The sequence below is a fragment of the Veillonella parvula genome (assembly GCF_018378075.1).
GTDB classification, from domain to species: Bacteria; Bacillota; Negativicutes; order Veillonellales; family Veillonellaceae; genus Veillonella; species Veillonella parvula_K.
In genome coordinates this window covers 129,433-144,103 of sequence record NZ_JAGZYE010000001.1, presented here as the reverse complement: position 1 = coordinate 144,103, position 14,671 = coordinate 129,433, and the positions used below count along the sequence as shown (strand labels likewise).

The following is a 14,671-nucleotide window of genomic DNA, read 5'->3' as shown; positions in this document are numbered from 1 at the left end:
AATATAGACTAAAATAAGGTTTCTAATTGACCTGACATATCCGCCATAAATTCATCAAATTTACAAAGTTCTCGTAACTCTTGATGTTCTATATCATAGCAACTTATCTTCTTAGTTTTAGTGTCCCATACAATTTGCCAATCGTTATACTCGCCTAGTTCTTTAGATAAACGCAATAGATTACGGCGACCTAATTTAAATGGAATTGTATCAATAAGTGGGAAGAACTCTATAGATATAAAATCGGAGTCTGGTAATTCAAAGTAAAGATGTTCACCTTCTAAAAAATTCACTAATGCTTTTGGTAATTTAAATGGCTTTAACTGATCTATTTTATTCTGTATATCATGGAACTCCGTAGGCTCTAAGGATTTAAAATACTCTGCCATTTCCATATCGCCTTTTTCAACGGCAATGCTATAGGGACGCATACCATCCTTTTCTGTGATGGTAACGTCAGCATTATGTTCTACCAAGTATTTGCACATCTGTAAATCCACATAACGAGCCGCAACGCACAATGGGGTTGGCTTAAAGGGATATACAGAATCAGGCTTATTGTAATTAATATCTACACCATTATGAATAAAGAAATCTAGAACCTCATAATTTCTATCTGTAATGATATTTCTGAAAGCTTTACCGCCATACTTCTGTACCGTATGACCTAAGTCATGAATAATTTGTAGGTTCTCATATTTCTTGCCATATAAAGCAGCTTGAAAAGCATCTACTTTCACACGGTTCAAAGCGTGAATATTAGCACCATGAGCCACAACATAGTCTATACTCTCTTTATTACCATACTGTACCGCTAATAAGAAACTTGGATTTTCTTCATCATTAAGATTAGCACCATGTTCTACTAACCATTGAATACTTGGCAAGCAACACATGACAAGAGCTAATTCTAAAGGTGTATGCTCACTATATTCATCAATTTCTATGACTTCATGAATATCCCAACCAGCCGCTAACGCCGACACAAGTGCAGGTAGATTACCCTCAATAATATCCGTCACTATTTTAGGCACAGATTCAAACGTACCTAAATCTTTTAACTGTATCATATATCTCTCCCATGAACTATATTTTTTAAATGATTATCACTAATTACATTATATTATATTTATAAGTATGAGTGTATAGTAAAAGCCCCTCGTATAAGCGAAAGGCTATCATATACCAAATACAATTCTAAAATCTCAATTTATCTTTTTCATAACGAAATAACAAGAACATTAATAAATTTTAATCCATGCACATTTAAAAATTGCATTCCACAGATAGTCTATTTACCATGACGCTTAGAAAATAGACAGATAGTCTCTTTATCACTTTTCTATCATGCTCTTTAATAGCTTTCGAAGATTTTCAAATCTAATCTCAGCCACAAAACGCACCACCTTCTATTTTGATAAAACTAATCTTATAAATATTATCTAACAGCTTCAAACTCTTCACAATTCAGTTTTGCTTTTAAATCTCTAAAATATATTTTTTGTTGTCGTTTCAAATACAAACTTATAAATGGCTTAAATATTAGTTTTTTAGAGACAACAGTTTCTGTAAAATCTAGAATCGTTTTATCATCCTCCACATAGAACTTTCCGACCCAAGCCCCCTTAATATTTTTATTTTCTATCTCAAATATCCATGACTGGTATTTAATACATTCTGTAATTCTAAAATAAGTTTCAACTCCATTCTTGGTAATCTCTATAAAGTTATTCTCATCTATAATTCTTACATCTTTTAAATCACTTCTCCAGGAAAAATCCTTTAGATTCGTCACTGTATCCCACACTACTTCTATTGGATATAGTAATGTAGCTCTCATATTAGACACTGCCATAGTAATCACCTCAAATATATTAGAAAAACACATAATCAATAAAAGATGAATTAAACTCTTTAACCTACTTACATATCACTCCATACCCATTAGTAAAATTCATATTAATATAAGTAGCATTCATAACATGATAATATTCAGATACATATTCCAATGCTATACTTAAAATAGTGTATTTTTATTTATTTGATGAATTGTAAAATATATTGCGACAAATAAAAAGACTCATATTGGAGATCTCGTGTAAAATGTAAATAACCACAACTACATGACACGGAGGTCTCTAATATGAGCTATATACATCTTACCATAGAAAAACGAAGTCAAATAGAAGTTTTACGAAGAGAAGGATACTCTGTTCGTAGGATTGCTAGCTTAATCGGGGTTCACCATTCTACTGTAGCAAGAGAATTAAATCGCGTTGAAGGTGAATATTCTGCGATTAAAGCACAACAATTAGCAATTAGTGAGTCTGCTAATAAAGGCAGACCAACAAAGTTAACACCTCAATTAGCGGCTTTAATTGAATCCAGGTTACAACAAACTTGGTCTCCAGAAGAAATAGTTGGTGCTGAATTAGTTGGAGTTCTAAGCTTTAAAACAATTTATTCTTGGATCCATCGTGGTTTTCTTGCTGTAACAGAAACAGTACTTCGCCGGAAAGGCAAAAAGCCTGGTACACAAGAAAAGCGTGGACGGTTCAATGTGAAAAAGACCATTAAGGACCGACCTCAAGAAGTTGAAAACCGTAAGACTTTTGGTCATTGGGAACTAGATACAATGGTGTCTTCTAGAGGTCAAAGTAAAGGTTGTTTAGCTACATTTGTTGAACGTAAAACTCGATTTTATGTAGCAATAAAAATGGATGACCGAACTAAGGATTCTATGTTTTTAGCTATTAGTTCCCTATACAACACATTAACAAGTAAATTACTTAAAACCTTTACAGTGGACCGTGGTAAAGAATTTGCGTGCTTTGAACAGGTTGAAAACGAGTTTGGGATACCAATGTATTTTGCTGATGCCTATGCAGCATGGCAACGTGGCTCTAATGAAAATAGTAATGGTTTACTTCGAGAGCTTTTTCCTAAGAAAACCGATTTAGCTAAAGTAACACTAGATAAACTAACAGAAGCACTAGTGCTGATTAATAATCGACCTAGAAAATGCCTTAGGTTTAAAACACCATTTGACATGTTTAAACATGAGATTAAAAAATTGATTTAATTTTGTCGCATTACTTATTGCAATTCATCATATACAAAAGGAATTTCCAACACAATCATAACCACCCGTAGAACGGGTGGTTTGCTCTGACCCTATAAGGGTCTTTCTCTAATGGTGGCCCTCTAAAGAGGGCATTGAATGATCTGACAACCACTCTATTACCACTGGCTACCCCCTACTCGGGGGCTTTTATTTTGCCTATTTTACTGGCTCACCCGTAAACGGGTCGGTATATTCTTTAAAGTTTAATGTATCTTGTGCTATATCCTCTTGTAGTTGATTGCGAACATACTTTTTATCGCTCCTTCATATCGTCCCACCGTATCCACATAATATCCTCTACACCAGAAATGTCTATTTCCATACTTATATTTTAAATTTGCGTGTCTATCGAATATCATGAGGCTACTTTTGCTTTTTAAATATCCCATAAAACTCGATATACTTAAATGTGGTGGAATCGTTACTAGCATATGGATATGATCTGGACAGCATTCTGCCTCGATAATTTCTACATTTTTTCTCTTACATAAATCTCTTAGAATTTTACCTACATCAGCTTTTATCCGACCATAAATTATTTATCTTCTATATTTTGGAGCAAAAACAATATGATATTTACATCTCCATTTACTATGTGATAAGCTTTTTACGTCATTCATTGACAGTGAACCTCCTATGTTGAAATGTTGTGGTTGCCAGACCAACTCCATTCTAGCACTAGGAGGTTCTTTCCTTTTCTCTAAGAATTTTTACTGACCTCAGTTTAACTGGGGATTTAGTTATGCCTATTCGGCGTACAAGTAAAAACAGCTCTTTTTATACGAAAAGAGCTGTTCTATTTTATGAAAGAGAAAGTCACTAGTGACCTTTGTGCTTCTCTCTACGTTTTTGCTGCTTGCGTTCAAATTTCTCTTGTTTGAGGAATTGCTTTTGGACACTAGATTGATGTTTTGAAATCTTTTTCCTTTCCTCATACTGCAACTGCAATAGTTCTTTCGACTTAGAAGAAACTTTCTGCTTTACCTGCTTCTTTACAACACGTTGTAGGCGTTTCGGATTCTTAATCTTCACATACTGTTTGACTGTTGACTCTGAACTAAAAGATAAGCGAGCAAACTGAGTTTGTAAAATCTCAAGAATTTCATCATCTTTCGGTTCCTGACCAAATGTCACACGACAAACTTGATAAGTTTCCTGATACGCTTGTTCAAACAATCCATGCCAAAATCCATCTTCAAAATAAACTGTCAATCTAATTGAAATTGTTTCCACGACAGCACCTCCTTAAATCTATCCCTAAGAATGGACAACCAAGGAGGAAGGTTACTGATAGGCTTGCCTACGTCTGGACTACCAACCAGAACTGTGTTTTTATCTTAGTTAGGACTATTATAGCATATTTATAATCTATTTTTATTGCTTCTTCAAATGCCTATCAAAAAAATGAATCGTAGCCAACCAAGAATCCTTGCTCTCTTTCATCAGTAAACGCCAATCTTTTCGATAACGATGATTTGGTTGATAGGCCACCGTCAACATGTGACCTGTTTCATGATATTTTTTAAATATAATGTAGTGTCCTTTATAATGGGAGACAATATCATCAATTGCTGACGAAGCATCCCATATTTCATCAACAGTACTTCCGAGCAATAAGATTGGTGAATGAATTTGACCAACATCTATTCTAGCAGAGCAATCTTTAGGGAAGGTTTTTCTAAAAAGTTTACTGAACAGATAATCTCTAAGTCGAAACTTTTGATAGGAAAGTTCTTTTTGCAAATGCGTCCAAGAGGAAGTATGAGAGTTCCATTTTCCTTTTATTCCTTCATACACCACATCAGAGGGGGAATTTAGTACCAAGCATTGAACGTCATTAAAAAGGCTCTCCTCAGCTAAAACGAATTCTGCTCCCTTAGACCGTCCATAGATTCCAATGCTTTCACTATCTACTTGAGGATGCTGACGTAGATAATCCTTTGCTCCCACAAGGCACTCTAAAGGAATACGTTCCAAATGTTTTGGTAACCCCTCTAAACCAAAGTAGGCAACTGCTAAGCAAATATAACCTCTGGAAGATAGAAGCTGAGCCATATTCTGTGCCTTTTCAATTCTTCCTTCACTACCGCTCACAATAATCAATGCCGGTGCTTTTAGTGACTTTTTATCATAAAATAGTCTCCCTTGAAAATGTTCCCCGTAAATATCTTGATGACTAATTTGCGAACTCATGTAACGTCTTGAGAAGGTTCTCTCTGCAATAACAGTATTTCCTTGCATAATTTTGATTTTCACAAAAAATTGATCCAGTAAAGGAATTTTAGAAAGAGAACTTGGGAGTTTCTTTTTCTTATTGGTCAAGGGCTTAGCATTAAAAAATAGTCCCATTGTTGAAATGCCTTCATAAGAGCCAGAACAAGATGGAGTTTGTGAAATATCAATAATGCCATTCTTATCTGATACAAAAGTCCCTGTTGATCTCCATAAAACATCATGAGCTAAAAGCATGGGAGCATTGATACAATAATAATCAGTTAGGTACATCTCGACTCGATATGTTTCTCTTGGTTTTAAGCCATTGATGACAATATTGAAAGATTCGTCTGCTAACTCAGACTCTGAGATAAGTTCAATTTGTATAGTCATATCTTCCTCTTTTTGTTAATGCTATTAACAATGTGTTTTTAAAATTACCGTGATTTTTACCACGGTAATTCTCGCCATACCTGTTCAACATCATCCGTCAGTTTTATAACCATTTGAAGGTCCTCCTCACTATAGTTTCTTAAAACTGAAAAAATGGCTTTTTCAATATGCTCCTGTTGCTCTTTATGGATATTAAAAACTTCAACCACTTTTTTGGATAATATCAGATATTTATTTTTTTGCTTAATTGTAGAATGAAATTGAACACATAAAAAATCCATAGTGAACCTTGTGTTATGATTTAGGTGACTAATCAAAATATAACCGAGGTAATCACTATGGACTACAATAATCATAACACGACATTACACACAAACAAACACTTAAACTTCGAAGAACGATTTTATTTAGAAAAGAGAATCGTTCTAGGAGATAGTATTGCTGCAATTTCACGTGCACTGGGCCGTTCTAGAACAACTATTTATACAGAATTAAAACGTGGTACTGTAATTCAAATTCGACATGGTAAATCTCAACTTGTATATTTAGCTGATTCTGGACAAGCAACATATGAAAGACAACGTGTTGGCTCCTTTAATACCATGAGAATTGGTGCTATAGAATCTTTTATAAATTAGATTGAAAGCAAGACTCTAGCTGATCGTTGGTCATTTGATGCTGCTGTTGGATATGCTAAACATAAGGGGTTGTTTGTGCGTAATGAAATGGTTTGTACTAAAACTTTATATAACTATCTTCACAAAGGTGTATTAGGTATAAAAGCAATTGATTTACCATTGGTAGTACGGCGTTCCCAACGAAAATCTATTTCTAGAAAACATAAGCGAGAACTTGGTAAATCCATAGAACTTCGCGATCCTACTATTGAAACGCGCGAGGAATTCGGACATTGGGAATTAGATACCGTCCGTGGAACAAAAGATAAGACAGACCATATTTTAATCTCTTTACTTGAGCGTAAAAGCAGATTGTATGTGGCTTTACGATGTCCCTCAGCGCGTGCTACTGATGTAAAAGAAACACTGCATGCATGGTTAAATACGTTTAAAGATGTTAATCTAGCTTGCTTATGTAAAACAATAACTGCAGATAACGGTTTAGAGTTTTCAGAGATATCTAATTTAGAAAATGAAACCTTGTCTATTTATTTTGCTAGACCTTATTCTGCTTGGGAACGTGGATCAAACGAAAGGCATAATGGTTTACTTCGTAGATGTATACCGAAAGGAATGCCAATAAAAGCCGTTTCAGAGGAAACAATTCAACGAACACTTCAATGGTGTAATAATTTGCCACGCAAGCTTCTAAATTATAGAACCCCCTTGGATGTCTTTCTTGAAGAAGTTAATAGAATTGTAGATTTGGATACTGTTCAATTTCATATTGCAATTTAAAATTTAAAAATTTAACTTTGTTAACAAGTTTTATTATAAGTAAAATTACAAATGATGCTATTAGTCCCTTAATAATATCTTCAGGTATTGTTTTTACCATAACCAATATATAATTGTATCAGACATACACTACCCTCCGAGTTTTTTGGTATTAAACCACTCAAAAGTAATACCATCAATTATATTAACTTCAAAAGGTTTACTTTTCCCATAACAAATACCATTTTTTACCAAATACGCCTCAACATAATGTCTACCTACATAGCAAGTTTCTTCTGTTCTTATTCTTTTTCCTTGTTCAAGCTTAGAATTATAAAAGTCTCCTCTTAAGCAATTCGCATTTATTGCTTCGTAACCAGTATTGGTTATTTGCCAGTATATATCATAGTCTTTTATATTAAGTGTAAGTGCATTGACTTCAAATCTAAGTTTTCCTTTTTTATTCAAAGCTTCACCACTTTTTATTTGCTTAAATCTGAAACCACGCCAACTGTAATATGCTTTTATCTCTACGTTAGTCTTAGCAATACTTGATAATTTCCATTTAGGTTTTTGATGATAACTTAAAGAATTTAACGAGATTCCAATTTCATTAGTATTTTTACGCAAACTTCTCTGCATATAAAACAAACTCTCATTTAAAGACATTGCTTTATTATCTATGCTAAAGTCAACTTTAAGTTGATCATACCACTTCAAAAAATTTTCAAAGTATTTTCCATCCTTATCCCATTTCAAAGATAATTTTTCTTTTCTATTAACCGGATTATAAATACAAGGATTTTCATTTTCATATTCAACTCCACTCAAAAGATTTTTGACTACATTCAATAATAATGTTTTAAAATCATCACTAATAATCATACTTTCAGGATAAATTTTTGCAACCAAAGTAGTAATTATAATGGAAGACGGTTTTTGTTCCATATCATCTTCAAACATAACTTCTGCATGTCTCTTTAATAATTGCACAATTCTTTGTAATGGAGTTTTTATTTTATAATCTGGAATTTCTTCTATATTTGCATAAAATCGTTTAGCATAGGATTCTTTTATAATTTGAAAATCGCTTTGTTTTTTGAACCAATCGGAATATACTTTAGGACTACTAACTTCCCAGTCAAATGTTATATCATCATAGTTATCACTTCTTTTATCTGAAATTGCAATATTTCCATCATCCGTATCATTCCAAGGAACAGCAGGTAAAATATCTATATGAAAATTTGATTCATCTACATAATTTAATGTCCAACACCTATTGCTTTCTTTTGGAAAATTTTCCATACTATGCTTTAACGAGTAATTTTTAACTACTTTTCCAAGTTCGTCTTTTAATTCTCTTTGAGTCTGGTGATTTCTTCTTTTTTTCGTCATATTACAAACAATATCTATATCATACGCCCCGTCTTCAGTAAGAGGTTTAATTGCTGTTCCTAATTTAATAGAACCTTGTAAGTAAATATCCGGACTATATTCTGCTAGGTCAGATTCTTTTATATAGTTTGCAATTGCCTTATACCTGTTTGATGCTTTTTCGTAATTTGATTCAGAAACATCAATTTCATTAATAAGCTCTTTTATCTCCTTCGACATTTCAAATTTTTTCATTTTATTCCCCCTCTCTTATTAAATAATATATTGCGAATGAGCTCCTATTTTAAATGATTTTCCTCTTATATCAACACATTCCTTTTCAATGTCTTCTCTATCTACAAGCTTAATTAAATCATTCTCTTCTTTTACATATTTACGTATCATATCAGTATATTCATCTGGTAAATGAATCTCGTAAATATCAAATAATAATATCTCATTCTTTTTAAAATGCTTAGAATAAGCCATTTTAGGTTTTATTTGCTTTAAAAACTCTATTCTCATGCTACTTAAGACTTCTATAGGCAATATGTTATTTTTTATAATTTCTTCATAAAACTCTCTATATACCGCCACTTCCCTATTTTTTCTACTATCAAACCAATTTAGAACTTTGCTAATATTTTTTCCTTTTATACAAAATCTTAAATCTTCTTTTTCATAAAAACCTCGTTCATTTTCAAAAATAATATTCAATTTCCTTTCAATAGTACTAAACGAACTACAAACCTTATATACTCCACCAACAGGTTGCAGTTGTTCTATTTTACTTCCCTTAATTAAAAGATATTTATCATCTATTTTTATTTTATATAAATACGCAATACTAAACCTAATATCTTCGCTCCAATGTATCAACGATTTTACAAACAACCCTATTCTTCTATAATTAGCTGCAAATATACCAATCAAAAACCAAATTCCACTGCTAATCAAATTAGTTCCTATATTTTCTAACACTTATATCCCCACACTTTCATTATTACTCCCACTCAATTTCTTCATTCACTTTTTGGTGAATATCTACTCTATTAACAATATCAATTACATTTACTAGCCAACCATTCAATGTACAACTTCTGATAAATTCATCAATTCTATTAACTCCATTCATTTCTTTGAGTGTTACAACAACACCAAACCTAACTCCTACGCCATCTTGAGGAGCTAATCGGTTATTTGTTTTTATTTCCATGCCCCAATTCTTATTTCTATAAGAATCTTTTGGTATCATTCTTTTTGTAGCACTCTCTGCAATATACTTTACATTATCCCATTTTCTAAACTGCTTTCTTGCTTCACCTTCCACAAGATAATTTCTTTCTCCATCTAATGTGTCTTCTGTATTCTGTTTATCACCTTTAATATCCTTAATTTTTTTATCATCTCCTATTCGACCAAAGTGCAAATTCAATTCCGTATTTGTATAGTCCACCCCCTGCAATCTATCACACAGTGGAAAATAGCACATTGTAGCCTTTGCAATATAGGGGTACTTATTATCCTTTAGAGGAACAGGAAAATCATAATTATAAGTATTCCATTTTTCACTAATATCTGATACCACAAATTTTATTTCATCATCTTTTGTTTGAATAATTTCATTTATATGAATGGGTACAATTCCATGCCCATATAAGGCAACTTCTTCAGGAGTTGGTTTTTCATCCCAACCTCTCGCTGCATCAATAATCATAGCTTTTGCGACTTCCCTGTTAAGCCCTAATACATCAATTAAATAGGATAATTTTCTTGCAATCCAAGGTGCAGCATAGGAAGTACCGGCAACACTTGCCGCCCCTAAAGGTTCACAAACCCTAATGTATTCTTCTTCACTACCGCCATAATAACTTACGTCTGGCTTTGCAAAGAAAGATAATACTAATCCTTTACGAGCATATTTAGTAGACATACCATTCTTACTAACTGAATTTACAACTATACTATTAACAGAATCTGCCGGAGATCCTATTTTTACTATATCTGCACTTGGTTTATTTGTTCCTGCAACAACAAATATTACATTGTTTTCAAACTGAATTTTATCTAATGTTGCAGCTTCAGCAGAAATAAAGTTGTCATTAATTTCCTGATTACTACCAAGTGAAATATTCCAGACTTTTATATCTGAATTATTTACTACAATACTCTTTATTTTCTTTATTATTGAAAATGAAGAAAATTCAGCACCTACCGCTACTCCAAAATGCCTAACCTTAAACCTTCCACAACCATCATCCAGCCAAGGATTTAATCTTGCTCCATCAACAATAATGGAAGACACTGCTGTCCCATGATTATAATCTTTTGGATTTTTTGGTATATCTTCTGAGACCATATCATGATATTCAACCCAATCACTAAAATAAACACTTTCATCAAATAAGGTATCTATCACCCCAATTGTTGGTTCAATAGATGGGGATGGTATAGTTACCATTTTTGTTTGATACTCATTGATAAAATCATCAGGTGATAAATTTGATAAATCAACGGTTGCCATTGAAACAAGATAAGGTGCTTTTTCGAAAAGTAGTCCTACCTGCTTTTCGTCTAAGTAAACAGTTTGATTATCTAAAATTCTGCTACTTAAAATATCTATCCCTAATCTTTCAAATAATAGTTTGGTATCTTTTCTTACGTCATACAAAGTTATAATGCTCTGCTTTACATCTATCGTAGGTAACTCTACTTCAAAAGAATCAATGTATGATACATCTGCAATCACCTGTTTAAATATTGACATACTCACAGAAAGATCTTTAAAAACTCGTGGATTGACAATATTTTTATCTTCAAATATATTCTTGCTGATCTTGCCTGCAAATTTTTGGGACAATATATTTAAAGTATTTGAAATCAATTCTATACTTTTTATCAAATCATACTCATCAAGAAAATATGTTATGATGTGTTTGCTCTTATCTCTATTAAATTTTGCTCCAACAATTGCTTCATTAGAATCCGCACCTTTAAAAAGTCCGGCGATTCGATTACTTTTTGCAACAATTTTATTGTAATAAACGCTAACTAAAATCCCTTCAAATGGTTTTGTTTCTTTATCCCAAAATTCTTTAATCTGAATTAGCTGAGATTTTAATCTTAACAAATGCTCTGTACTGACTTCCACTTTCCCGTTCATGGCTATACCACCACGCATACCATTTTTACTGGTTTGCAAAAAGCGTTTCCCTTTTAATTCCAAGACATTATTCACTATCTACTTCCTCCTTCTTTAACTTTCTTGAGACAGCACTTTTAGACTCCCCTTTTAATTTTTCTATTTCTCTTACAGTGAATCCTTCCTCATGAAGCTGGTTTATATCCTTTTGATCTAAACTTCCTATCAAGCTATTGTATAATCTTTTCAAATAATCATACTCAGAACTAACATCGCTAAATGCAAGTGATGTTTTTATAATGTTTTTTAATTCTCCAGGATAAGGTATTTTTTTTGCTGTCTTCAATATTTTTTTAAATAATCTTGTATCTTTGGATATTCCTTTAAAATTCTTGATAAACGAAGAAAAATAATATTCCGCTACTTCTATTAAATCATCATCACTATATCTGTTGAAATTAATAACTGCATCAAACCTTCTGACTAATGCCTTATCAAAATTGGAATATAGGTTAGTAGTTGCAATAAGCACTATTTCTTTATTAAGATCTGTTAATCTGTCTAATTCTCTTAAAATCGTAGATGTTACTCTTCCCATCTCTCTAATATCATTAGAATTAATTCTATCCAAAGCAATAACATCAATTTCATCAAATAAAACCACAACCTTATTTGCATTTGGAAGCATATTTATTTCTCTAAAGACTTTTATAATGTTTTTATTAGTCTGCCCCAACTTGCTATCTATCAGATTTTCAAAGTCCACTCTAAAAAGAGAGCGATCCAGCAATCTTGCAACATTTTTTGCTGCTTCTGTTTTTCCACTTCCCGGTAATCCTTCAAATAAAAATTTATTAATACCAACATTATGATTTACAGCATTAATAATGCCTTTTATATCCTCTGTTATTTCAAGCGGTAAATTTAAAGCCTCTAAATTTCTTATTTCAACTTGCTTTAAAAACTCACTTTCAAAATCACTACTTTGTGGTGAATATAAATTTGATTCAGATATTAACCCCATAATATATTCGGATAACTGATAATCTCCTATGCTATCAAAATATCTTGCTATTGCTATCGCTTCATTTCTAAAGGAATTTTCGTTCCTTTCCACATGGTATTTTATTAAATTCAAAACATTTTGTTTTTTCATATTGCTATACCTCCTATTTTCTTTTTTATTATATCATATATTGGGACATAATTCTATACTTATGGGACAAATATTCAAACTTTTGCTTTTTATGTCAAAGGTTATATTAGTGAACTGCACCCCAAAATTTGGACACAATTTTGGGAGGTGCAGTTTTTTATGTCAAAATACTCAAAAGAAGTAAAAGAAAAGGCAATTTATCTTTCTGAAAAAGGATGGGGTCGATTTAGAATTGCTAAAGAGCTTGAGGTGCCAGAAAGTACTATAAAAAATTGGCTACACAAATTTAACCTTAATCATAATTTGACCCATAAAATTGGTACACAAGTATTTTCAGCAGATTTTAAACGTAAAGTTCTTGAAGCTAGGTGGAAGAATAAGTTATCCTTTAAAGAAACAGCAGAATTATTTAATTTAGATAACCCTAGTCTAATTGCTACATGGCAAAAGCGGTATTTAGAAGAAGGGATTTTGGGGTTGCAACCCAAGCCTAAAGGTAGACCACCTATGAAGACTAAGAAAGAAATTAAGATACAAGTAGATTCAAGCCAAAAATCAGATAAGGAACGTATTAAAGAACTGGAAGCTGAAAATGCTCGATTAAAGTATGAAATATCTTTTTATGACGACTTTATGAAAGAAATGCGTGAAATTGCTAAACCTAATCGAGCCGTAAAAAAAAGCACAAGCAATTGCCATTGAAAGATTAAGAAAAATATATCCGCTTCAGTTTATGCTCAAATACTTTGGTATTAGTCGAAGTACGTATTATGCGCGCCTAGCCAGCATAAATAAAGGGGACAAATATATAGAGGAACGAGACGCTATTCGTACCCTTGTATCGATGAACAAGGGTCGTTACGGATATCGACGAATCACAATAGCATTACATAAATTAGGCTTCAATATAAATCATAAAGTTGTGATGCGTATTATGAAGGAAGAAAACTTAACATGCAAAGTTCGTCTAAAGAAGTATCGTTTATATAGAGGTACAGAAGGAAAAATTGCTCCTAATATTATTAAGCGAAACTTTACTGCAACAAAGCCAGATCAAAAATGGACCACAGATATTACCGAATTCCACTTGTTTGGGCGTAAGGTTTATTTATCACCAATCTTAGATATGTATAATGGAGAAATTGTATCCTATGAAATATCAGAACGACCTGTATTAACACAGGTGTTATCTATGCTGGATAAAGCCTTTAAGAACAGGCCACATAGCAAAGGTTGCATCTTACATTCAGATCAAGGATGGCAGTACCAGCATAGCAGTTATCAAGAAACATTAATAAATCACGCTATCATCCAAAGTATGTCTCGAAAAGGAAACTGTTTGGATAATAGCGTGATGGAAAACTTCTTTGGCTTACTAAAATCAGAGTTGTTATATTTAGAGGAATCTACTTCCTATGAAGATTTTATCAACAAATTAAAAGATTATATTGATTATTACAATACAAAACGTATTAAGCTCAAATTAAAAGGAATGAGCCCGGTAGAATACCGAACTCATTCCCAAAGAATAGCTTAATTATATCTGTCCAAGAAAATGGGTGCAGATCAAAAAGCGACCTTCACCCAAGGTTTTGTTAAATATCAGTACATTCCCCAAATCTAAATCACAGTTGTTAAAACATATTTCTCCTGAGAATGCTTTTTCTTCACCATCTACCAATTGATACATTTCGTCAACTGTTAACGTTAATGTTTTATTATGAATTTTAATTCTATTTACTTTACTACCATAAAGACTGAAAAGGATATTACTATGTCTATCATGTATAAAATCCATATTATCCCTCACAAGATTAAATCTAAAATTGTAATTTAAATGAATTCTAGGTTTTTCTATTTTAAATTTGATT

The 14,671-nt window shown here is 32.4% G+C and carries 13 protein-coding genes and 2 pseudogenes; 4 read left to right on the top strand and 11 right to left on the bottom strand.

All coding sequences use genetic code 11. The features are described 5' to 3' along the window. Positions 1-8: 8 nt before the first annotated feature. Positions 9-1,070, bottom strand: a complete 1,062-nt coding sequence (locus KH286_RS00650; RefSeq protein WP_058948457.1) for an ankyrin repeat domain-containing protein — start codon at positions 1,068-1,070, stop codon at positions 9-11. Positions 1,071-1,438: 368 nt separating this feature from the next. Beyond that, positions 1,439-1,855, bottom strand: a complete 417-nt coding sequence (locus KH286_RS00645) for a hypothetical protein (RefSeq protein WP_044117164.1) — start codon at positions 1,853-1,855, stop codon at positions 1,439-1,441. A 288-nt stretch (positions 1,856-2,143) separates the two neighbouring features. On the opposite strand from KH286_RS00645, the gene KH286_RS00640 reads away from it, so the two are divergent. After that, a complete protein-coding gene (locus KH286_RS00640; protein WP_058948456.1) occupies positions 2,144-3,082 on the top strand; it encodes an IS30 family transposase in 939 nt (312 codons plus the stop codon). A gap of 198 nt (positions 3,083-3,280) precedes the next feature. Here KH286_RS00640 and tnpA read toward each other — a convergent pair. From tnpA to KH286_RS00620, 4 genes and pseudogenes are all read right to left on the bottom strand, one after another. After that, positions 3,281-3,744 (bottom strand): annotated as a pseudogene (gene tnpA / locus KH286_RS00635) (IS200/IS605 family transposase). 199 nt (positions 3,745-3,943) lie between these two features. Beyond that, complete coding sequence (locus KH286_RS00630) at positions 3,944-4,357, bottom strand: YjdF family protein (protein ID WP_024062706.1); 414 nt, start codon at positions 4,355-4,357, stop codon at positions 3,944-3,946. Between the two features lie 141 nt (positions 4,358-4,498). Then, entirely contained in the window at positions 4,499-5,731 is a 1,233-nt protein-coding gene (locus KH286_RS00625; protein ID WP_058948455.1) for an acyl-CoA thioesterase/bile acid-CoA:amino acid N-acyltransferase family protein, read from the bottom strand. A 56-nt stretch (positions 5,732-5,787) separates the two neighbouring features. Further along, complete coding sequence (locus tag KH286_RS00620) at positions 5,788-6,012, bottom strand: hypothetical protein (protein ID WP_278472342.1); 225 nt, start codon at positions 6,010-6,012, stop codon at positions 5,788-5,790. A 57-nt stretch (positions 6,013-6,069) separates the two neighbouring features. On the opposite strand from KH286_RS00620, the pseudogene KH286_RS00615 reads away from it, so the two are divergent. Next, positions 6,070-7,146: pseudogene (locus KH286_RS00615) on the top strand (IS30 family transposase). Positions 7,147-7,275: 129 nt separating this feature from the next. Here KH286_RS00615 and KH286_RS00610 read toward each other — a convergent pair. Genes KH286_RS00610 through KH286_RS00595 form a run of 4 tightly spaced genes read right to left on the bottom strand, consistent with a single transcriptional unit; the run spans position 7,276 to position 12,800 of the window. Then, positions 7,276-8,757: a nucleotidyltransferase gene (locus KH286_RS00610; RefSeq protein ID WP_024051167.1), complete on the bottom strand. Its 1,482-nt coding sequence runs from the start codon at positions 8,755-8,757 to the stop codon at positions 7,276-7,278. A gap of 18 nt (positions 8,758-8,775) precedes the next feature. Next, positions 8,776-9,483: an HU-CCDC81 and SPOR domain-containing protein gene (locus tag KH286_RS00605; RefSeq protein WP_024051168.1), complete on the bottom strand. Its 708-nt coding sequence runs from the start codon at positions 9,481-9,483 to the stop codon at positions 8,776-8,778. Positions 9,484-9,505: 22 nt separating this feature from the next. Next, a complete protein-coding gene (locus KH286_RS00600) occupies positions 9,506-11,740 on the bottom strand; it encodes a S8 family peptidase (RefSeq protein WP_024051169.1) in 2,235 nt (744 codons plus the stop codon). Beyond that, a complete protein-coding gene (locus KH286_RS00595) occupies positions 11,733-12,800 on the bottom strand; it encodes an ATP-binding protein (protein WP_024051170.1) in 1,068 nt (355 codons plus the stop codon). Before KH286_RS00595 ends, KH286_RS00600 begins: the two co-directional genes overlap by 8 nt. 159 nt (positions 12,801-12,959) lie before the next feature. Between KH286_RS00595 and KH286_RS00590 the strand changes: the two genes are divergently transcribed. Both KH286_RS00590 and KH286_RS00585 read left to right on the top strand, forming a co-directional pair. Then, positions 12,960-13,502, top strand: a complete 543-nt coding sequence (locus KH286_RS00590; RefSeq protein ID WP_058948452.1) for a helix-turn-helix domain-containing protein — start codon at positions 12,960-12,962, stop codon at positions 13,500-13,502. A 31-nt stretch (positions 13,503-13,533) separates the two neighbouring features. Continuing rightward, positions 13,534-14,337: an IS3 family transposase gene (locus tag KH286_RS00585; RefSeq protein ID WP_058948451.1), complete on the top strand. Its 804-nt coding sequence runs from the start codon at positions 13,534-13,536 to the stop codon at positions 14,335-14,337. Here KH286_RS00585 and KH286_RS00580 read toward each other — a convergent pair whose 3' ends face one another. Further along, on the bottom strand, positions 14,338-14,598 hold the full coding sequence (locus KH286_RS00580; protein ID WP_024062202.1) for a hypothetical protein: 261 nt from the start codon (positions 14,596-14,598) through the stop codon (positions 14,338-14,340). It abuts the gene before it with no gap. Between the last annotated feature and the right edge of the window lie 73 nt (positions 14,599-14,671).

What these genes read in the sequence shown, in the direction of transcription:
- KH286_RS00650 (WP_058948457.1), bottom strand. Translation starts at nt 1,070, where the DNA reads ATGATACAGTTAAAAGATTTAGGTACGTTTGAATCTGTGCCTAAAATA.
- KH286_RS00645 (WP_044117164.1), bottom strand. Translation starts at nt 1,855, where the DNA reads ATGGCAGTGTCTAATATGAGAGCTACATTACTATATCCAATAGAAGTA.
- KH286_RS00640 (WP_058948456.1), top strand. Translation starts at nt 2,144, where the DNA reads ATGAGCTATATACATCTTACCATAGAAAAACGAAGTCAAATAGAAGTT.
- KH286_RS00625 (WP_058948455.1), bottom strand. Translation starts at nt 5,731, where the DNA reads ATGACTATACAAATTGAACTTATCTCAGAGTCTGAGTTAGCAGACGAA.
- KH286_RS00620 (WP_278472342.1), bottom strand. Translation starts at nt 6,012, where the DNA reads ATGGATTTTTTATGTGTTCAATTTCATTCTACAATTAAGCAAAAAAAT.
- KH286_RS00610 (WP_024051167.1), bottom strand. Translation starts at nt 8,757, where the DNA reads ATGAAAAAATTTGAAATGTCGAAGGAGATAAAAGAGCTTATTAATGAA.
- KH286_RS00595 (WP_024051170.1), bottom strand. Translation starts at nt 12,800, where the DNA reads ATGAAAAAACAAAATGTTTTGAATTTAATAAAATACCATGTGGAAAGG.
- KH286_RS00590 (WP_058948452.1), top strand. Translation starts at nt 12,960, where the DNA reads ATGTCAAAATACTCAAAAGAAGTAAAAGAAAAGGCAATTTATCTTTCT.
- KH286_RS00585 (WP_058948451.1), top strand. Translation starts at nt 13,534, where the DNA reads ATGCTCAAATACTTTGGTATTAGTCGAAGTACGTATTATGCGCGCCTA.
- KH286_RS00580 (WP_024062202.1), bottom strand. Translation starts at nt 14,598, where the DNA reads ATGGATTTTATACATGATAGACATAGTAATATCCTTTTCAGTCTTTAT.